This window comes from Armatimonas sp., from assembly GCF_964826245.1.
In genome coordinates this window covers 1-18,947 of sequence record NZ_CBAYMC010000003.1, presented here as the reverse complement: position 1 = coordinate 18,947, position 18,947 = coordinate 1, and the positions used below count along the sequence as shown (strand labels likewise).

Genomic DNA, 18,947 nt, shown 5'->3' with positions numbered 1-18,947 from the left:
GCAATCATGATGACATCTGGTATCGCTGCCGTGGCTGCGGACTGGCCCCAGCTTCGTGGAGACACGCAGCGAACGGGCGTTTCTGCTGAGGCAATCAAGCCACCATTGGCAGTGCTATGGCGTTTCACTGGAGGCGCACAGAACAACAACTTGACCTCTCCTGTGGTCGTAGGCAATACTGTCTACTACACGACCCGCGCTAGCGCTCAGCAGGGTGGGATTCTCTACGCGCTGGACACACGAACCGGAGCTAAGAAGCTTTCGTTCCCGAACGATCCCAATGGGTTGCCGGGGGGATCTTACTTCACCACGAGCGCTACCTATGACAAGGGGCGTTTGTACATCGGGTCTTCTAGTGGAACCCTCTATGTCTTGGATGCGACCACGCTCAAAGAAGTCGGTGGTCCCTTTCAGCTCGGACGGCGCATTGAGTCTGCACCCATCGTGGAGAACGGAACCCTTTACTTTGGTTGCAACGATGGGACGTTCTATGCGCTCGATGCCCAGACGGGGGAGAAGCGCTGGACCAAGATGGATGTCCGCAACCGCCGCACCGTAGGATATGCCTACGCCGCGGGCGAGGGCGTGAGCTCCGCTCCTCTTCTGGCGGGGGACATGATGCTCTTCCAGACCTCGGACAACCAGGTGCACGGGCTCAAGCAGGCCACGGGCAACTTCCGCTGGAAGACCCGTCTTCCCTATGCCTTCCTGCCCAATGGGATGACATTTGCGGGGAGCAGTGTCTTTGTGGCGACAGGCCCTTCGCTCTATGCGCTCTTGCCTGCCTCTGCCTCGGAGCGCTGGCACCGTAACCTGCCCAACGACATCCAGGCGGCTCCCGTTGTCTCGAATGGGATTGTCTATGTTGGCTGTAAAGATGCCAAGGGTGATGCGGGCCTTCTCTATGCCATCAAAGACAATGGCCGCACTCTTTGGAAAGACCCCGTTGCACTGCCGTTTAACCCCATGGGTGCCCCTGTGGTATCCGGTGAGGTGATCTATGTGCCCGGCCAGCGTGGCACTGTCATGGGGGTTGATAAGAACGATGGTCAGGTGCTCTGGACCTACCGGATTCAGCCTGCAACGAATCGAGCAAATATCAATCCTGGCACCGAGACGACGATCATGTCCCCCCTTGCTCTCTCAGGAGGAACTCTTTACGCTCTCTCTGCCGATGGCTCTCTGACTGCTTTCCGTGCCGATGCACCCGATTCCAGTGGCCCTGTGATCAATGAGCTTTCTCCTAAACCAGGGACAGCACTCAATGGTAAGCCGCCCTTTGTGATCAGCGCAAAGCTGATTGACGATGGCTCTGGGCTAAATCCCGCCACGATCACCGCATCGCTAGACGGTAAAGATATCACGGCGGTCTATGACAGTAAGCTGAGCCGGATTCGGTACACCACTCAGTCCTCAGGGCGTATTGTGGATCCACCGCTTGCGGATGGTCGGCACGAAGTCACGCTCCGCGCCAAAGACTGGCGTGGCAATGAGACTGTGGAGACCTGGTCCTTTGTCGTAGACAACAGCCTGCCGGTTCGTCCCACTTCCTCGGCTCCTAGCTCCACTCGTGGGGGGGGGCTTGGTCCTGGTGGGGCAGGAAAGGGTGGAGGGGGCTAGCCGCCGCCTTGGATTCTGGGCGGGCGAAGGCAGCAGTCTTCGCCCGCTTCGTTTTTTACCATGACTTACTTTACGGCAGAGACCTCTTCTTTTCTGGCTTGCCACCGTCTTGCGGAGGCGATGCTCCCGCCGCCACGCCTGCGGGCACTTCTTGAGGCATCCGGAGGCGATCCCGAGGCGGCTCTGGCATCGCACACAGGGCTTACCCCGCGCCAGATCGAGCGCCTAGAGCGTGCCGCAAAAGCGACCCCTAACCCACGTGTGTGGGAGCAGGCACTTGCGTGGGACGTGACGGCCCTCGTCTGCACCAGTCCGGACTATCCTCAAGACCTAAGGCACTTTGACGACTCTCCGCCGATTCTTTTTGTGCGTGGTAAGCTGCCAGCGACGCCGGGTCTCGCCATTGTGGGCTCTCGTCGCGCGACAGGCTATGGCAAAGGCCAGGCGGTACGCTTTGCCCAGGTATTTGCGGAGGCCGGGTTTACGGTGGTCTCGGGAGGTGCAGCCGGAATAGACACGGCGGCGCACAAGGGCACGCTGGAGGTCGGAGGAGCCACTATCGCCGTGGTGGCCTGTGGGCTGGACTATATCTACCCGGCGGAGAACCGACAGCTCTTTGAGCAGCTGGTGGCGCAAGGGGGAGCGATTGTCAGTGAGTTTTCCGTGGGCACCAAGCCCGAGCCCTGGCGCTTTCCCGCCCGAAACCGAATTATTGCGGCACTCTCGCAAGTTACTGTGGTGATTGAGTCGCCGGAGCAGTCGGGAGCGCTGATCACGGCTCGCAACGCCGCTGAGTACGGGCGCGATGTCTGGGTGGTGCCAGGGCCGGTGGACACGGGGCGCTCACGAGGGGGCCATCGCCTCGTCCAAGACGGAGCCTCGCTTGCCGACAGCCCAGAGGATATACTAGAGGCGCTGGCGGTAATGCCTCGGGCGATAAACCTGGCTTTGCCGCTGGAAGTCGAAGAGAGAGTGCCCGAGCAAAAGCCGCTCCCGGAGCTTCCGCCCGATGAAGCGGCGCTCCTGACACAGCTCTCTAGCATGGCAAGTGGCTTGGACGATGCCGCCGAGGCAGCGGGCTTAGCGCCCGCGCAGGCGCTGGTGGCCGCGACGATGCTAGAGATGAAGGGGCTGGTTCAGCGCCAGCCAGGCAATCAGTTTCGACGATCCTAAGAGGAGAATACAAAGGAAATACAATGGCAGCAAGTAAGAAAAAACCGGCACTCTCGCCGGCAGCAGCAAAGATTTTAGAGCAGTACCGTAGCTCAGGACAGCCCAAACCTGGCAACACCGCGGGAACATCGGGCGATGAGGGCAACGCAAGCAAGCCCACTCCCGCTGCGCCGCCTGCCGCCGCCCGGCTTCCCAAAGCCTCAGGACGCGGGAAGTAGCAGAGGAGAGATCGAGGAGAGGTCGAGGAGAGGTCTTAGTAGGGCCGGGTGACTTTCACCGTCATCTGGCTCGTTGTGCGGGCGGCATTGGGGTCGCCGAGCAAGAGAAAGAAGTCTGTGCCCCGGCGGGAGCGCTGCGAAAACGCCATGTAGAAATTCGTGCCAGTCTGGGCCCCGACATTGGCAGCATTGCCCGTTCCATTTTGCGAGAGCAGACGCGCGGAGATGGCACGCAGGGTGTCAATGCGGTAGGTACCCGTTGCGATAACCTGCTGCGTGGTCACGCCCCCGCGCTGCTGCTGGCTGTAGGATGTCCGAATAGAGAAAGGCTTGCTCACCAGAAAACCCTGCGCTAGACTCAGGCTGCGGGTTGGCTGTCCGCCTTGTGTGCCGCTACGGTAGCGCAGTCCTCCGCCTTGAAAAAGAGTTCGCTGGTTCCAGGAAAAGCCCCCTCCCGCCAGTCGGTCGCGGAAGTAGTTGCTGGTATCTTGCTGGCGGCGACCGTCGTCAAGGTTGATATCGAGACCGAAGCCATCGCGGGTATTGACTCCCATGTCAAGGGAGATACTCTCGTTGAAAAAATCTCCTGTGGTAAGCCGCTTGTTGGAGGTATAGTCGCAGTCCACATCATAGGAGAGTAAGCGGCCACGGTCGAGCTGGTTACGGATTCCCATACTCGCGGACCAACCCTGACGGTTGCGGTCCTGTACAAGGCCAAGGTCGGTGATAAAGTCCTCGGAGAGATAGGAGCTTGAGAGGCGATAGCGCGGACGGCCGGGCGCTCCTCGGCTACTGAGCGTCACATCACCCGCACCGCCTTTCTGTACGCCCCCTTGCCAAGACTGGCTCCGGGCAAACGAGACACTATTGCGCTGGGAGCCCTCAACCCAGCCGTAGGTTCCCGACGCACGCACCACGCGGTTACTCAGCCGATCCGCACGGTTGTCGCTGGCAGCATAGACACCATACTCGCTAAAAAGACCGACGGCCTGACGGAGCGCCAGAGCCGCACTCGTGCGGTCTGCTTCACCCACCTGCGACTGTGAGCTCACAAGCCCGATCGAGGTCGGCCCCTCGCGACCAACCACCTTCAGGCCTTGGTCAAACTGTCCGATGCGCCGTGAGTAGAAAACCTCACTAGAAGGCAGAAACTCATTTCCTTCGGCGAAAAATGGGCGGCGATCCGGCACTTGCTGCTCGTTGTAAGAGAAGTTAACATTGGCAACATCCTGCTCGACCGTCTGGAAGTCTGGGTTGACCGCCAGAAGGCCGGTGACCGTGGTGCTAAAGGGATACTTGACATCAACCCCCTGTCGTGCCCGTGCGCCCTCTGTGGAGGCTGTGGTGAGGCTGTAGGGCAAGATCACTGTGGGGGGGCGCTGGTCGGGCATGGGCTGCGCGAGGCGTAGCTCGGGGAGGAACTGGGCGCGGGAGAAAAACGACTGGCCTTCAGGCGGCAGGGCGGGCCAGATCATCTGGTTGCCTTCTCGGTTGAGGGAGCGAGCAAGCTGGAGCCCAAATGCCTTTGACTTCGCGGGGTGGCGCAGGAGCTGAAAGGGAATCGCGATCTCGCAGGCCCAGCCCTTGTCATCTGGCAGAGGCTTTGTGGCCGCCTTCCAGTCACCTGACCAGGTAATATTGCTCGCAGTTCCTCCCTCAAGGTGCTCTACCTGGGTTCCTAGCGCGTTCACTGAGAAGCTGGAGACCCCACGGCGCAGGTTCTGACTGTCAATGACGACCGTCACATGGTCATCGCCCTCGACGGCAGAGCTTCCACGCTGGGTCTCACTGGCGCGCATCAGCTCCGGGTGCTCGTCTTGGCAGATAAAGGCGATATAGAGGGTCGCTCCATCGGTAGTCGCCCAAGCCTCGGTCTGCTCGACAATGGGAGCATTGCCGGTAAATCGCACAAAGTCTCCTGCCTTAAAGGCGCTCTTCCAGCAGACATCGGAGAGATTGCCATCTATCTTGGGGGCTGTTTTTGTGGTGGGAAGCGCGAAGCTCTCCCGCTGTGCGGGGCCTGATGCTCCGGCGGGGCCACTCATGAGAAAGGCGACGAGTGCACAACTCGCCGCCTGGAAACCTTTGCTATCCATGCTGGGATACTTTACGCGTTTCTGCGACTTGAGTTCCCAAAAGTTACTTTGTGATCATCCGTGTGCAAAATCCTGCCGATAAAAGCAAAAAACCTAACATCGCCGCGGCTATCTTGATTTGAGCAGATCGCGAATCTCGGTGAGGAGCACTTCTTGTGCAGGTGAAGCAGCAGGCTCTGCGGCAGCTTCTTCCGCTTGCTTTTTCTTCAAGGCATTGATGGCCTTGACGACCATGAAGACAGCAAAGACTAGGATCAGCGTATTCACGGCGACGGTCATAAACTGGCCATAGCCTAGCGCAACCACACCTGCCTTGCGTGCTTCGGCAAGGGCGACAACGCCATCTTTCGCTTTTGCAACAAGATCTGTGTAAGCGGGTGCATCTCCGCCTTTGAGAATAACATAGGAGTTGGCCCAGTCGGCTTTTCCCAATAGTCCTGTTAGCGGAAGAACCATCTCATCAATAAACGATTTTAGAATAGTGCCAATGGCTCCTGCGGCCAGCACACCCACGGCGAGGTCTACAGCGCTCCCCGATCCCACAAAGTCACGAAATTCTTTTACAAGTGACATCGATATTTCCCTTTAATTTGGCCTCTTTTAAGGCACCGTTGCATCAGATGGTTAATTGTACAAGAAATGTTCCCAAGATTGGAATATTATGATGTTACTATAAAGGCTGCACCGGCTTCAGTGAGCTCTCGGGCGCGGGTGCGGGTGGCAGCCTCGGCATAAACACGAACGAGCGGCTCTGTGCCGGAGGGCCGCAGGAGCAGCCAAGAGCCATCGGTGAAGTCGAGCCGGGTGCCATCGCGGCGACGGATCGCGGCGATCTCTGCGCCGGCAAGGTGGGTCTCTCGAAAGCCCTGAAGCGCGGTATGAATACGGTGCATCTGGGCGGGTGTGGGCCGCAGGTTGATGCGAAGATACTCATGGGGTCCCACCTCTTCGGTGATCTCGGCAAGCAGTTCCATCAGGGATTTCCCCGAGAGTGCGACGGCCTCAAGGATGAGTAGCGCTGACAAAACAGCATCACGCTCTGGCAAGTGGCCTGCGACACCAAAGCCCCCTGACTCTTCGCCTGCGAGCAAGATATCCTCCGTGAGCATCTTCTGGCAGAGAAACTTGAAGCCAATGGGGGTCTCGATCAGAGGCAGGTTGTGCGCGGCGCAGAGCTTGTCTATCATCCGGGTCGTGGAAACCGTGCGGACAACGCTGCCTTTACCGTCACGGGTGCGAATGAGATGACGCAGGAGCAGGGCAAAGAGCTTGTGGGCATCCACAAATGCGCCGGATGCATCGCAGGCACCCAGTCGGTCCCCATCACCATCTAGGGCGAGCCCCAGCGTGGCTTGTGCGGCAGGCACGGCGGTAAAGAGGGCCTCCAGGTTCTCAGGAGTCGGATCGGGGGTAACCCCGCCAAAGAAAGGGTTGCGTTCGGTGCGAATCTCTTGAATCGCGACTCCCGCCGGAGCCAGGAGCTGGGTCAGGTAGCCCGCCGCCGCGCCGTGGAGTGCATCCACCACCACGGGGCCCACCGCCGAGAGCTTGTCGAGCGGAACAAAGCGAGCGCAGTGTGCCAGGTAGGGAGCCGCCAGATCCGTGACCTCGACCGCTCCGCCCTCCGTTCGGGCCGTCCCCCCGCTCATGAGCAGCTCACGCAGCTTCTCCTCAATCCGGGCGGTCATCTCAGGGGAGGCGGGGCCACCGTAGTTGGCCTTCACCTTTAAGCCCGAGAAAGACGCGGGGTTATGACTCGCAGTGACCACAATCCCCGCTGCGGCTCCAAAGAAGCGGCAGGCAAAACTGACGGTAGGAGACGGACAAGCGCTTCGGGAGAGGCGTGCACGCAGTCCATTGGCCGCAACCACTTCCGCTGCCGCACGGGCCAGGAGATCGGACTGGGAGCGGGTGTCGTAGCCGATAATCACGCCCTCGCCAGGCACGGCATCGGACTTGACCCAGTCACAGAGCGCTTGGGTGACGAGGCGGACATTCTCAAAAGTCACATCGTCGCCCAAAATGCCCCGCCAGCCGTCGGTGCCAAAGCGAATCCCTGCCCGCTGGACTTCACTCTGGCTCGGCAGGTGCGCCACCACGGACGCAATCACGGCATCGGCCCCTACCACGGCTCCAGGGCGGACTCTGGCCCCGGCACGAACCGTACAGTGGTTGCCCAGAATGCTCCCTCGCACCTCGGTCTGCTCCTCCAGAACGCAGCCACGCCAGATCACGGAGTCTTCAATCAGTGCTCCCTCGCCAATGAGGCAGCGGGAGCCAATGACCACGGTTCCCCGAATCTGTGCCCCACGCCCCACATCCGTATGGTGGTTGAGGAAGACGCGTCCCCGGATCTCCGCCGTCGGGTGAATCGTCGCACCTTCTCCCACCCAGACTCCCTCGCGCACCTCGACTCCCTCAATCCGCGCCTCGACACGCTGCTCCAGCACATCGGACTGGGCACGCTGGTAGTCGGTGAGCGTCGTGATCGAGCGCCAGTAGCGGTCTTGGGCGACGCAGCCATAGACGGGTGCTCCTTCCGCCACCAGCTGAGGAAAGAGCTGGCGCTCAAAGGAGAACTCCGTGCCCGTGGGGATGCGGCGCAGAATATCGCGGCGGATCACATAGATTCCCGCATTGATCGTGTCCGTGGCGACCTCACCCACGGGTGGCTTCTCCGCGAAAGCCAGCACACGGCCCTCGGCATCGCGCACCACCGCCCCGTAGCGCGAGGCATCCGGCACCGTCGCTAGCAAGATCGTCACTGCCGCCTCTTTCTCTTCGTGGAAAGCGATTAAGGCACTGAGATCGGCATCGGTGAGCACATGGCCATTGAGCACGAGAATATTCTTGCCCACCAAGCGATCCGAAACGGCGCGCACCGCTCCCGCCGTTCCCAAGGGAACCTGCTCCCGGTGGTAGCGCAGAGTCAGCCCCAGCTCCTTACCGTCTTCAAAGCGGCTCTCAAAGACCTCAGGAAGCACCTGGAGACAGAGAATCGCATCGGAGATATGATGGCGCTTAAGAAGCTCTAGCGAGTACTGCACCTGTGGTTTTGCCACGATCGGAAGCATGGCGCGCGGGGTTCGCGCCGTCAGCGGATAGAGGGGAGCGCCGCGTTCCCCTGCGAGAATGACAGCCTGCATTACCCGTATTGTACACCAGCTAGAACAATCACGAGAAAACTGGTAATTTTTTCAATGATTTATTTACCTGGGTATGGCAAATATAAAATACAGAGCACCGAAGAGAGAGATCGGGCTCTCGGCTGCAAGGAGACAGAAGATCTTCCATCAGCCGTGGAGAGAGAAAACAGGAGGGATACAGCCCCATGGGCGTTTATACTAATAGCGGAGTGTCATCAGACAGCCAAGTGAAGCTCACCAAGCGTGAGGTCGAAGTGTTGTCTTTAGTCATCGAAGGTAAGTCGAGCAAAGAAGTTGCCGACCAGCTCTATGTCAGCAAGCGGACAGTGGACTTCCACTTGGCCAATATCTACAGCAAGCTGAGTGTTACGAATAGGCTCCAGGCCTTCCGCGAGGCAACTCGTCGCGGCCTGCTTGCCTATCCGGGTAGCGGAAACCCACAGTAGTTCCGATTTGCACGAGAGCCCCCGTGTTGCGCCAGCGGCACGGGGGCTATTTTGATGGTGACTTCGCTTTCCCTTTTTTCTTTTCTTCCTTCATACGCTCCACATAGATCTCAAGCATTTCTCTGCCATGACCTTGGCTTAGTTCTTGGATACGCTGTTGACCAACCGGTGGAATTTTATTCCAGTCTCCCCCCGACTCTTGAACGGCTTTGCGGATCACTTGATCGGTGTCCTCTGTTTGTTTCTGATAGTACTCTTTTTCCGTGATACCAGGAGACGGATTGACTTTGGGCTGCACAGATGCGGGTACGGAAGAGAAGATCACAATGATAACAATAAGGATCACCGCGCCAAGTGCCACGGGGGTTCCGTAGGCTTCGATCCAGGAGCGCTGTTTAGGCAGAGGAGTTTCATCTTTCATGAAAACACCTCTGAGGAAACCTTGGGTGCCCACCCGGAGGGAAGGGCGTTTAGCCGTGGGATGAATCGGGAACCGCATGGAAGTTCCCGCAATTGAGTCTTCAAATTAATCTCTCTCTTTCTTTCCGGTTTTGACGAACGGTTAGGAGTAACGTGACAATGAAGCTCGTTGCACAGGTCAAACTCCTTGCCTCTCCAGAGCAAAAGCAAGTCCTTCTCACCACGCTCAAAAAGGCGAACGAGGCTTGCAATCGCATGTCTGAGCACGCTTGGCAGAACAAATGCTTCAAACAGTTTGACCTGCACAAAGCCTGCTATCACAACATCCGGGAAGAGTTTGGGCTGGCTTCTCAGTTGATTATTCGCTGTAATGCCAAAGTCGCTGATTCGTACAAGCTGGACAAACTCACGAAGCGAGACTTTCGCCCCACAGGTTCTATCGCCTACGATTCCAGAATCTTGACTTTCTTCACCGAGGAGAGCCAAATTTCGCTCTGGACAGTTGTCGGGCGCATGAAAATTCCCTTCGCCGCTGGAGAGTTTCAGAAGGAAATGCTTCTGACTCAAAAAGGCGAATGCGATCTTTGTTTTATCGGTGGTGAGTTTTATCTTATGGTCGTCTGCGACATTGCAGAAGCCCCTCAGAACGAAGCCACTGAGTATATTGGTGTAGACCTTGGCATTGTTCAGATTGCTTCTGACAGCGAAGGAAACCAATATAGCGGAGAGTCTATTCGTTCCCTCCGTCGCCGAATGCGAAAGCTCAAAGCGGGGCTTCAACATACCGCAAAAAAGCATGGTTCTAAGTCGGCAAAGCGGCACCTTCAGAAGTTGCGCCGTCGTCAATCTCGGTTTACCAAATGGGTAAACCACAATATCAGCCGTCGCCTTGTCGAATCGGCTGCTGTCTCTGGTAAGGCAATCGCTCTTGAAGACCTTAGTGGGATTCGAGAACGGGCTTCGGTTATGAACAGAGACGGAGGTTCGAACCTCTGGGGAGAAATGCGTTTTGAGCTTGGAAACTGGAGTTTCGATCAGCTTAAACAGTTTGTCAGCTACAAGGCAAGACGTGCAGGAGTGCCCGTGGTTCTGGTTGATCCACGCAACACCTCCCGTACTTGCTCTACCTGTGGCTACTGCGATAAGCATAATCGAAAATCTCAATGCAAATTCCAATGTCTAGAATGTGGCCTGATTTCGCCTCCCTCCACTGTCAAAGCTCCCTGCCTTTAGGCGGGAGATAAGTTATTTTGTGGTCTCTTGAAGAGTGGTATAGCGGTCTAGAGAAAGCTCCGTTATCGTCTGAAGCTGACCACTGGGCCAGCGAACCGTAAGGCGCTCTATCTTGGTGGCAGCCCCTAAACCAAAGTGGACGCGTGCATCAGACGAGGACATGTAGGAGCCATCGGCGTGGCAGTGGCGGACAATCTTGCGGCCCTCTAGCTCAAGGGTGACAAGGGCACCGTAGGCATCCCGATTTCGGCCTTTACCCACGAGCTTTATCCCCAGCCAGTGGCTCTTACTACGACTCTCGTTGTGGAGAAGTAGGGGCTCTCCTTCGGCATCCACGATAAGCACATCTATCTGTCCATCATTGTCGAAGTCACCTGTGGCCAGTCCTCGCCCAACAATAGGTTTCTGAAGATCAGGGCAGCGCTTGCTGATATCGTCAAAGCGGGCGTAGCGGTTGGCTCCGAGGCCTTTGTTTTGAATGAGCTGGGATGCCTGACGGAAAGTTGTGCTCGTGTCTATCTCCGCGATATTGTCTTGTACATGCCCATTGGCTACGACCACATCGAGCCAGCCGTCGTTATCGAAGTCAAGGAAACGAATCCCAAAGGCGACAGGTGGCGTGGTCGTGCTACCAATGCCTGCGGGGTACGCCATGTCGGAGAAAACTTTACTACCTTCGTTGTGATAGAGCGACTTGGCCTCGTTCTGAAACGTGGCGACAAGAAGATCAAGGCGGCCATCATTTTCGACATCGCCCCAGTCGGTGCCCATCCCACCGTGCACATTTCCATCGCGATCGTAAGCGGTTCCTGCTGTGGTTGCGAGATTGGTAAAGCCGCTGGAGCCTTCTTGGAGAAGGTCCCCTGAGATCTCATCGTTTGCGAAGGCGATGTAGGGAGCGGTCTCATCCTCGGGGAAGAGTGCGGCCACGCCGAGACCGCGCCCCGTCGAGGCTTTTAAAACAATCCGCTGCGCTTTTCCGGTGGGAGAAAAACGGTAGAGAGCTGCGGGAACGGGGGTGTAGCTACGGGGGCCACAGGAAGTCAGGATCATCTTGCCGGACTTGTCTTTTGCCTCACAGAGCTGCTTGATGCCAGGTTCGGGGCCAAAAATGGCGTAGTTACAGACAACAAGATCTAGCTGCGCGGATCGCCTGCGCGGCACGAAAGCCGCCGATGTTCCCCACGTTTCGGGGGACAGCCCTTGGGCGACAGTGACATCGGTGAAGCCCTTACCCCCATTGTTGTGCAGGAGCCGACCCTCACGCCAGCCGGTGAGATAGAGATCCGAAAAGCCGTCTCCGTCGTAGTCCCCGACAGCACAGCCCAGAAAGTGCCCGGACAGCGCCCCAATTCCCGTCGTTTCTGAGACATCGACAAACTTTCCCTTACCATCCCCCTTAAAAAGTGCAGGCTTGGGGCCGACGAGCAAGATATCAAGGTTGCTATCGCCGTCGTAGTCTAAAAACGCGCACCCGTTGCCGATGGTCTGGAGGATATTTAAGGGGCGCTTGCCCGGGATCTCCCACTGGTAGCGTATCCCAGACTCCGCAAGGACACTCCGAAAGAGCGGCGCTTCGCGAGTGGCGCCTTCTTTTGCTTTAGGGCAACCCGCAAGCAAAACTCCCCCTCCGGCTATCGCCAGAGAGGAAGTCAGCAGTGCCTGTAAACGATGTTGGTTAGCGCGGTGCACCGCCGCTATAACCTCCCTGGCTTCCGCCATAGCCACTGGGGCGGCTTCCGCCGTAGCCACCGCCGTAACCGCCACCATAGCCACCACTCTGACCGGGGGAACCCGCACGCGGGGCACCGCTGGTGTACTGCTGCTGGTAGCTCGACGAGTAGTTTTTGGCGTTCATGCCTTTGTGCTTCATCTCTTCTTCTTTTGAAACTCCAGCAGGGATAGGAGGCTCTGCGAGGAATACTTTGTAGAGAACTCCTAGAAGAAGAATCGCTCCGATTGCTGCCAGAGCAATCCAAAGGGGTTTTATTTCACTTTTCATTGTTTTAAGGCCTTTCTTGGTTGTTTTGAGACTCTGTCTCAGAGACTGCCAAAACGACGGATCGCTTCCCGACGGATTGCATCCGCCTCACTTGCTCTGTCTTTTTGACGGTAGTACTGGATGGCTTTTTGGTAGCCAGATTTTTGATTGGGGTGATCTGCAATCTCCATGAGTAGATCCACTTCTTCTTGTTTACTGCGCCGCCGCTGGTCATAGATCTGTGTTGCTTCTGCGGCTTCTTTTTCATTCCCTGCGGCTCGCTCAGCTTTAGCAAGGCGAAGGTATGCGATATCGCTGCTAGGGTCCATGGCAATGGCCTGTCGAAGCTCCGTGACGGCGACGGGCCAGTCTTGGCGACGGAGCGCCAGGAGGCCACGAACATAGTGTAGGGTGGGCTGGACGAGAGGGTCGCGGTCGGCCTCATCGAGGTGCTTCTCTACCTGAGCCGGATCAAACTTTGCATCGTCCGTATCTGTCAGGAGCGCCGCCATACGTGCATGTGTCTGTGTATCCTCAGGCGAGAGAGCCAAGAGCTGAGCGCCACAAGCCAGGGCCTTATCGCGTTCCCGCCGCGCCACCAGCATCTCAAAGCGCTTTGAGAGAAGAGCGATGCTCTCCGGCTCTTTTTCCAGTGCTTTTTCAATAAGTCCTAGCAGCTCGTTGGTGGTCCGCCGAGGGCCAATCTCCGCTTGCTGTCTCTGCTGAACGTCCAAAAGAGTGCGCTCACCTGGTGTTGGGTTTTGCTGTTGTTTCTGGATGGCCGCAAGAAGCTTTTGGCGATACATCGGCATTTTCTCGCGCTGGAGGTCGCTGATCTGGGCATAGTCCACCGAGGCTTCGCGGATACGTCCCAGGGAGAGTAAGGCATTGCCCCGCGCCTCTAGGGCACCTGGGTTGTTCTGTCCATGCCGCACGGCAAGACGCGCCAGCGCGAGAGCTTCTTTCCCAAAACCAAACTCTGTCAGGTCGTTGGCAGCGAGAATGAGTGCCTTGGGAGAGTCGAGTGCGGCTCCAATAGCGCTGGCATAGTGACGTAGGGTCGGCTCCGGCTGACCACGCTTTGCCATGAGATGTGCCATCTGGCGATGTGTGTCTTTGTTCTTGGGGTCTTTGACGAGCTGATCCCGTAGCTGGCGAGCTGCCTCGGCATCTTTCTGGCGCTCTTCGTAGATTTTCTGCCAGCGATTGACTTGCGTGGTCTCTCCTGCAAGGCGATAGGCCTCTAGCAAGTACTTGGCTCCCAGTGGCTCGCTTGGCGCTAAAGTATCGGCTTTCGCAAGTAGAGGGAGCGCTTGGGCGACTTGCTTTCGCAGAAGCAAGGCCCGGCCCAGAAGACGCATGCTCTCTGCATCCTCGGGGCGAGTGCTCTGTAGCTTACGGAGAAGCCCCTCCGCCTCGGTGAGTGACTCTGGTTTTGTGGTGTCCAGCAGTAGCCCGGCAAGCGCTCGGGAGAACTCACTCTGCTCTGGGGCAAGACGCACGGCTTCACGGAGCGAGCCGATAGCGGCCTCAGGATTACTTTTAGTCTCCAGGCGACCCAGGTAGGCATGGGCATCGGCGTTTTGAGGATCCGCTTTGAGAGCTGCAAGTACCGCCTCACGCGCTCCCCCCGCATTGAAGAAGTAGTCGCGCACTTTGGCAAGGAGTGTCCAGGCATGACTATTCTGGGAGTCCAGCCGGATCGCTGTCTCTAGCTCCTCTTGGGCGCGCTCCATCGAGTTTTGCGAGCCGTAGAACTCACCGAGTAGGGTGTGTCCCTCAGAGCTACTGGGGTGGCTCCTCACAAACTCCTGAAGATAGCCCTGCGCACCCGTGACACGCCCCGTTGCCATCAGTACATCCGTCCAAGCGCGACGGATTCGAACTTCATCGGGACTCAGCCCTGCGGCACGCTCGAGAATGCCCAGAGCTTCCTCGGAGCGGCCAGCCGCCTGTAGACGACTCCCAAGGTGGTAGAGATAAATAGGGTCGTCTTGGTGGGAGGGAAACCCTTTTTCTAGCTCAGGCAGGGACAGACGTACCGCTTCCCTTTCTCGGGAGGAGGGAAGGAAACGGGCGGCACGCCACCAAAGAACCCCGGCGAGAGGCACTAGAAGGAAGGCGAGGGTTGTAACCAAACGACGCTGACGCATAGGAGATCAAAAATTGGGGGAAGCAATCGCTTCCCCCTTTTCTTACCAGAAAGTACAGGTGTACCTCCTGGTAGACGAACTAGCGGTTATGCCAGATATCGTCGGGCGTACCGATCTTAACTGCAAGCTTGCCACCCTGTATCGCCTTAGCATGACCATCGGCAAAGACAAAGTTACCCAGACCACTGTGCGGGAACAGCGGACGACGGCTACCGTTGTTGCCCTGACCTGATGCGATATTCCACTCACCCTTGCCATCGCCCGGCATTGCCATGTCCCAGTCCACCGTTGCATCCCAGGTCGGATCGCCTGGATCCTTTTTCCAGGTGTCTGCCTTAAAGCGGTAAGGCCCACAGTCCGCAGGGTTGTTGGCTGCGGTGCCATTGCGTGTGCCACAGTAGGCAGAGCCATCAGCATAGTTGGGATCAATCCCAGGTGAGGTACGTCCTGACTTGGCGGCTTCTCCGATCATCACGAGGTTTGCAGGCTCCGTAATAGCGGCCATGCCTATGCCACCATTGTTCCAGTTTCCATTAGGTGCCTGAGCCCAGCGGTTGGCGAAGTGTGCTTGGTTGTAGCCATAGCTCGTTACCCCAATACGGGTGCTGGGACAGATCAGAATGCTATTGTTGGTAGCATTACCGTTGTACATGGATGTCCCGTTCCTCTGGATATAAGGGTTGAGCACCCAGCGCCACATCGTGCTCCCATCGGGCTCACCCCAGCCACACATGTAGGTCTCATCGTAGTCCTGAATGTACATCATGGACGCGGTGCCGATTTGCTTCAGGTTGGAGAGGCAGCTGATGGAGCGTGCTTTCTCACGGGCCTGGGCAAAGACCGGGAAAAGAATCGCGGCGAGAATCGCGATAATCGCGATCACCACGAGGAGTTCAATAAGCGTAAACGCTCTCTTATTGCTATTCATTGCAAATTTCCTTACGTTAGGTTTGAATTGGTGTCTGATCTTCTTTTTTTCTTACGTCGAGTCCCGGATGATCAGAGTTGGCGGGAAACGCTTCACTCTCGTCTCGGCTTTGACGCTTTTCTTCTCTATAAGGTTCGCGAGGCCCTGCACGACGGCTTCTCCGATTTCGTGCATGGGCTGCCGTATGGTCGTTAGACCTGGTGTCATGTACGAGGCGATGGGCCAGTCGTCGTAGCCGATCACGGCGATATCTTCTGGGACGCGCCTCCCCAAGTCACGCGCTGCTTGAAGGGTAGCCAGCGCGATACCGTCGTTGCCGGCAAAGATCGCTGTGGGGAGAGAAGCCTGCTGCAAGCGCTGTTCGACCGCTGTATACACGACTTCCTTATGAAACGAGTGCGCGATGAAGTCGTGCTCGCTTGGCTCCACTCCCCACTCACGTAGAACTTGCTCAAAAACCATGCGCCGCACTTGCGTGCTCTCCTGGTTCGGATCGCCGATCGCATACACAATCTTGCGGTGCCCGCGCTCCCAAAGATGCTGCATCCCAAGCCGCATTCCCGCCCGATTGTCCACGTCCACACAGATCGCCGCATCGTCTTCGTAGGAATCTCCGGCTCCCACAACTCCCAGGGGAACCCCGACGCTTTTCAGGCGCTTGGGAAGATCCTGCCCGAGCCGGGGGGCGATCATCAGCATGGCATCAGGCCGCTGCGCTCGAATATGATGCTCGATGTCTTTGTCGGTGCTTGCTGCGGTAAAAAACGTGATATTGTAGCCGCGCTGCCGTGCTCCTGCAAAGACGCCCGCGAGAACTCCGGCGTAGTAGTTATTGTTCACGATCTCGGACTGCTCATCGCCTACCAGAATCCCCATCATGTGGGTGCGCTTGCGTACGAGGCTCCGTGCGACGGCATTGGGATGGTAGTTAAGGCGACGCATGGTGGAGACAACCCGCTCTCGTGTCTCGGGGCGAACGGCACGGGGGCCATTGTTCAGGACATAGGAGACGGTCGCCACGGACACGCCACTTTCTTTTGCAACATCGCGAATCGTTACCATGATTGATACCGTCGCATTTTATCTAAACGGTTAGATTTTGTCAAGAACCATGGAGAAAGTTATAAAACTTGTGTCTTCAGAGCGTGCACCAGCTTCTCCGCAAGTGTGGCACTTCCCTCAATATTGGGATGCAGGGGCCCTGTGTACCAGCCTGTGCTATCAATGTAGTACATGCGCGAGTCCCCCGCAGCATTACAAGCACTCACCGCAGCCTTGATATCTTCACCGTGTGCGCCACCAAACGGGCGCAGGGCGGCAAGCTTCGCCTTAGGGTAGGCACGGCGTAGCTGCGCCAGGTACTGACCATAGAGCCCCTGGTACTCAGGAGAAGGCGGCTCGTTGGTGCCTTGATTGATGACCACCACATCGGGCTGCCACTTATCACGCGGGCAACCGGCGTAGAAGAAGTCAAACGCTGCTAGGGCTCCCGGCGCACCGCCGCTTCCCACAAGCTTTAGGCCCGTCGCCCCAAAGCCCACTTGTCGCCACTCCGCCCCGAGCGCCAGTGCGGTCTGCGCCGCGTAGGACTGCCGTGCATCGGCGAGCCAGGGCCAGGTGAAGGGAATGCCCGGAAGCACCCCCGCGCGTCCCTCATTCACGATCACGCCCTCGGTGATGCTATCGCCCAGAAACTCCATCGTGAGCTTGGGCCTTCGCCACGCGGGAAGCGCCCGCTCTAGCTTCTGCGCTTCAAACCCGGTGAACGTCACGCTGGCAACCAGCGGCGGCATCCAGCGGCTCTGGTGCTCGTCAAGGCCACGCACGATTAACATCACGGTGTGCGAGCCCTTACCTAGCCCCTGGGCGAGCTTAACGCTTGCAGATATCTCGGCTTCCTGCCACGCGCCGCTATCAATCTGCCAGGCAATCGTGGGATACGAGCCCTCTTTGGTGCACTCGCAGTGCGGTTTATTCAGAGAGAGATCAAAGCTCGCCCTGAGGCTTGTGCCTGAGAAGCGTGCCTTGACATAGCTGCCACTGTTAACCGTGATGGCACGCTCTTTGCCGCGCAAGTCCCAGCGCCCGAAGAAACAAAGCTCTCTTGACCACATAAAAGGCTCCTTGGCCGAAACGCAAAAGGCGAGGGGAGGCCCCTCGCCTTTTGCTCACTGTGCAATATGCTACTTGTCGATTGCCAAGCCCTTGACGTCCTCATTGGCCTGTCCCATTGCCTCGGCGAGGCTGGGGTGGGAGTGGACGGTCTTCATGAGCTCATCCACCGTGTTCTCTAGCTGGATACTGACGACAGCCTCCATGATGAGGTCGGTGGCGTGGGGGCCGATGATGTGCACCCCCAAAATCTCGCCGTACTTGGCCTCAGCGACGACTTTGACAAAGCCCTCAGTCTGGCCGATTGCCATGGCCTTGGCGAGGTTGCGGAAAGGGAAGGTGCCGACCTTGACATCGTAGCCCTGCTCCTTGGCCTGCGCCTCGGTAAGACCCACGGCAGCGACTTCCGGCTCGGTGTAGATACAGCTCGGGATCGCCTTATAGCTCATGGTCGCCGCGTGGCCGCAGATATTCTCCGCCGCCACAAGCCCCTCCGCCGTGGCGGTGTGCGCCAGCCCAGAGCCGATCACGTCGCCAATGGCGTAGATGCCGGGGACGCTGGTTTCGAGCTTGTTGTTGACCGCAATCGCGGCGCGGCCCTTGGGCGAGCCCAAGGTGATGCCCACACTCTCCAGCCCAAGGCCGGTCGTAAAGGGCGTGCGGCCCGTGGCGATCAGCACCACATCGGCGGGAAGGCTCTTCTCCGCACCATCTTCACCGGCAAAGAACACTTCTTTCTTGCCATCTTTGTCTTCGACACGGGTCACTTTGACGCCAGTCTGAATCACAATTCCTTGCTTCTTCAGGCTCTTGGCCAGCTCTTTAGAAAGATCCTCGTCCATGTTGGCGATCACGCGCGGCAGGAACTCCAGCACAGTCACTTTCGAGCCCAGTCCCGCATAGACATAGGCAAACTCCACCCCAATCACGCCACCGCCGACAATCACCAGCTCGCCGGGGACGTTCTGAGCGCTGACGGCTTCGTTGCTGGTCCAGAGCGGGCCGGTTGCTAGCGTGCCAGCGGCTTTCTTGGCCTTGACCGCCGCGTTGTCCACCCAGATATCGGCACTGTCCACACCGGGAATCGGCACCTTGCTCGGAACAGAGCCGGTAGCAATAATAATATTGGCGGTGGTGATCTTCTCGACCGAGCCATCAGCCTTGGTCACCTCGACCGTGTTCTTATCTAAAATCTTGCCGTAGCCTGCGATATGCTTGACTTTCACGCTCTTGAGTAAAAACTCGACGCCTTTATTGAGCCCCGTGACGATCTTGTCCTTGCGCCCCATCAGCGCCCCAAAGTCGTAGCCGACATTCTCTGCCGTGAGGCCAAAGTCTTTCGCATGCTTGAGCGTGTGCAGCGCCGCGACCGAGCCGATCATCGTTTTGGTCGGAATACAGCCCCAGTTCAGACACGTCCC

General features: G+C 57.9%; 16 protein-coding genes. 5 read left to right on the top strand and 11 right to left on the bottom strand.

Annotation, left to right across the window (positions count from 1 at the left end; genetic code table 11):
- The first annotated feature begins 6 nt into the window (after positions 1 to 6).
- From AC1XOS_RS00815 to AC1XOS_RS00805, 3 genes are read left to right on the top strand one after another with little or no spacing between them, the layout of a single operon-like run.
- Positions 7 to 1,620 (top strand): outer membrane protein assembly factor BamB family protein, encoded by a 1,614-nt coding sequence (locus tag AC1XOS_RS00815; RefSeq protein WP_481960315.1) that lies wholly within the window; start codon positions 7 to 9, stop codon positions 1,618 to 1,620.
- A 60-nt stretch (positions 1,621 to 1,680) separates the two neighbouring features.
- Positions 1,681 to 2,793: a DNA-processing protein DprA gene (dprA, locus tag AC1XOS_RS00810; RefSeq protein ID WP_481960314.1), complete on the top strand. Its 1,113-nt coding sequence runs from the start codon at positions 1,681 to 1,683 to the stop codon at positions 2,791 to 2,793.
- A 23-nt stretch (positions 2,794 to 2,816) separates the two neighbouring features.
- Entirely contained in the window at positions 2,817 to 3,011 is a 195-nt protein-coding gene (locus AC1XOS_RS00805; RefSeq protein WP_309720427.1) for a hypothetical protein, read from the top strand.
- A 35-nt stretch (positions 3,012 to 3,046) separates the two neighbouring features.
- Here AC1XOS_RS00805 and AC1XOS_RS00800 read toward each other — a convergent pair whose 3' ends face one another.
- The 3 genes from AC1XOS_RS00800 to AC1XOS_RS00790 all read right to left on the bottom strand — a co-directional run bounded on the left by AC1XOS_RS00800 (position 3,047) and on the right by AC1XOS_RS00790 (position 8,253).
- Positions 3,047 to 5,107 carry a DUF5916 domain-containing protein gene (locus AC1XOS_RS00800; RefSeq protein WP_481960313.1) on the bottom strand — a complete coding sequence of 687 codons (2,061 nt, stop codon included), beginning with the start codon at positions 5,105 to 5,107 and terminating at the stop codon, positions 3,047 to 3,049.
- A 108-nt stretch (positions 5,108 to 5,215) separates the two neighbouring features.
- Positions 5,216 to 5,680, bottom strand: a complete 465-nt coding sequence (gene mscL, locus AC1XOS_RS00795) for a large conductance mechanosensitive channel protein MscL (RefSeq protein WP_481960312.1) — start codon at positions 5,678 to 5,680, stop codon at positions 5,216 to 5,218.
- Between the two features lie 86 nt (positions 5,681 to 5,766).
- The gene (locus AC1XOS_RS00790) at positions 5,767 to 8,253 is read right to left on the bottom strand and encodes a sugar phosphate nucleotidyltransferase (RefSeq protein WP_481960311.1); all 2,487 of its coding nucleotides are present in this window, start codon (positions 8,251 to 8,253) and stop codon (positions 5,767 to 5,769) included.
- Positions 8,254 to 8,462: 209 nt separating this feature from the next.
- Between AC1XOS_RS00790 and AC1XOS_RS00785 the strand changes: the two genes are divergently transcribed.
- Positions 8,463 to 8,699, top strand: coding sequence for a helix-turn-helix domain-containing protein (locus AC1XOS_RS00785; RefSeq protein ID WP_481960310.1), 237 nt, complete (start codon positions 8,463 to 8,465; stop codon positions 8,697 to 8,699).
- A 46-nt stretch (positions 8,700 to 8,745) separates the two neighbouring features.
- On the opposite strand, the gene AC1XOS_RS00780 is transcribed toward AC1XOS_RS00785, so the two are convergent.
- Positions 8,746 to 9,120: a hypothetical protein gene (locus AC1XOS_RS00780; RefSeq protein ID WP_481960309.1), complete on the bottom strand. Its 375-nt coding sequence runs from the start codon at positions 9,118 to 9,120 to the stop codon at positions 8,746 to 8,748.
- 158 nt (positions 9,121 to 9,278) lie between these two features.
- Here AC1XOS_RS00780 and AC1XOS_RS00775 point away from each other — a divergent pair, with 158 nt between their 5' ends.
- Positions 9,279 to 10,352, top strand: coding sequence for an RNA-guided endonuclease InsQ/TnpB family protein (locus AC1XOS_RS00775; protein ID WP_481960308.1), 1,074 nt, complete (start codon positions 9,279 to 9,281; stop codon positions 10,350 to 10,352).
- A 12-nt stretch (positions 10,353 to 10,364) separates the two neighbouring features.
- On the opposite strand, the gene AC1XOS_RS00770 is transcribed toward AC1XOS_RS00775, so the two are convergent.
- The 7 genes from AC1XOS_RS00770 to lpdA all read right to left on the bottom strand — a co-directional run.
- Positions 10,365 to 12,044, bottom strand: a complete 1,680-nt coding sequence (locus AC1XOS_RS00770) for a CRTAC1 family protein (RefSeq protein ID WP_481960307.1) — start codon at positions 12,042 to 12,044, stop codon at positions 10,365 to 10,367.
- Positions 12,031 to 12,354 (bottom strand): hypothetical protein, encoded by a 324-nt coding sequence (locus tag AC1XOS_RS00765; RefSeq protein WP_481960306.1) that lies wholly within the window; start codon positions 12,352 to 12,354, stop codon positions 12,031 to 12,033. Before AC1XOS_RS00765 ends, AC1XOS_RS00770 begins: the two co-directional genes overlap by 14 nt.
- Positions 12,355 to 12,392: 38 nt before the next feature.
- A complete protein-coding gene (locus AC1XOS_RS00760) occupies positions 12,393 to 14,486 on the bottom strand; it encodes a tetratricopeptide repeat protein (RefSeq protein WP_481960305.1) in 2,094 nt (697 codons plus the stop codon).
- A gap of 79 nt (positions 14,487 to 14,565) precedes the next feature.
- Positions 14,566 to 15,414, bottom strand: a complete 849-nt coding sequence (locus AC1XOS_RS00755; RefSeq protein WP_481960304.1) for a DUF1559 family PulG-like putative transporter — start codon at positions 15,412 to 15,414, stop codon at positions 14,566 to 14,568.
- Positions 15,415 to 15,465: 51 nt separating this feature from the next.
- Positions 15,466 to 16,476, bottom strand: coding sequence for a LacI family DNA-binding transcriptional regulator (locus AC1XOS_RS00750; RefSeq protein WP_481960303.1), 1,011 nt, complete (start codon positions 16,474 to 16,476; stop codon positions 15,466 to 15,468).
- 59 nt (positions 16,477 to 16,535) lie between these two features.
- A complete protein-coding gene (locus tag AC1XOS_RS00745) occupies positions 16,536 to 17,528 on the bottom strand; it encodes a GDSL-type esterase/lipase family protein (protein ID WP_481960302.1) in 993 nt (330 codons plus the stop codon).
- Between the two features lie 69 nt (positions 17,529 to 17,597).
- Positions 17,598 to 18,947, bottom strand: a 1,350-nt coding sequence (lpdA, locus tag AC1XOS_RS00740) for a dihydrolipoyl dehydrogenase (protein ID WP_481960301.1), incomplete at its 5' end; no start/stop codon positions are given.

Coding starts and splice junctions, on each gene's coding strand:
- AC1XOS_RS00815 (WP_481960315.1), top strand. CDS start 7: ATGATGACATCTGGTATCGCTGCCGTGGCTGCGGACTGGCCCCAGCTT.
- dprA (WP_481960314.1), top strand. CDS start 1,681: ATGACTTACTTTACGGCAGAGACCTCTTCTTTTCTGGCTTGCCACCGT.
- AC1XOS_RS00805 (WP_309720427.1), top strand. CDS start 2,817: ATGGCAGCAAGTAAGAAAAAACCGGCACTCTCGCCGGCAGCAGCAAAG.
- AC1XOS_RS00800 (WP_481960313.1), bottom strand. CDS start 5,107: ATGGATAGCAAAGGTTTCCAGGCGGCGAGTTGTGCACTCGTCGCCTTT.
- mscL (WP_481960312.1), bottom strand. CDS start 5,680: ATGTCACTTGTAAAAGAATTTCGTGACTTTGTGGGATCGGGGAGCGCT.
- AC1XOS_RS00790 (WP_481960311.1), bottom strand. CDS start 8,253: ATGCAGGCTGTCATTCTCGCAGGGGAACGCGGCGCTCCCCTCTATCCG.
- AC1XOS_RS00780 (WP_481960309.1), bottom strand. CDS start 9,120: ATGAAAGATGAAACTCCTCTGCCTAAACAGCGCTCCTGGATCGAAGCC.
- AC1XOS_RS00775 (WP_481960308.1), top strand. CDS start 9,279: ATGAAGCTCGTTGCACAGGTCAAACTCCTTGCCTCTCCAGAGCAAAAG.
- AC1XOS_RS00765 (WP_481960306.1), bottom strand. CDS start 12,354: ATGAAAAGTGAAATAAAACCCCTTTGGATTGCTCTGGCAGCAATCGGA.
- AC1XOS_RS00760 (WP_481960305.1), bottom strand. CDS start 14,486: ATGCGTCAGCGTCGTTTGGTTACAACCCTCGCCTTCCTTCTAGTGCCT.
- AC1XOS_RS00755 (WP_481960304.1), bottom strand. CDS start 15,414: ATGAATAGCAATAAGAGAGCGTTTACGCTTATTGAACTCCTCGTGGTG.
- AC1XOS_RS00750 (WP_481960303.1), bottom strand. CDS start 16,476: ATGGTAACGATTCGCGATGTTGCAAAAGAAAGTGGCGTGTCCGTGGCG.
- AC1XOS_RS00745 (WP_481960302.1), bottom strand. CDS start 17,528: ATGTGGTCAAGAGAGCTTTGTTTCTTCGGGCGCTGGGACTTGCGCGGC.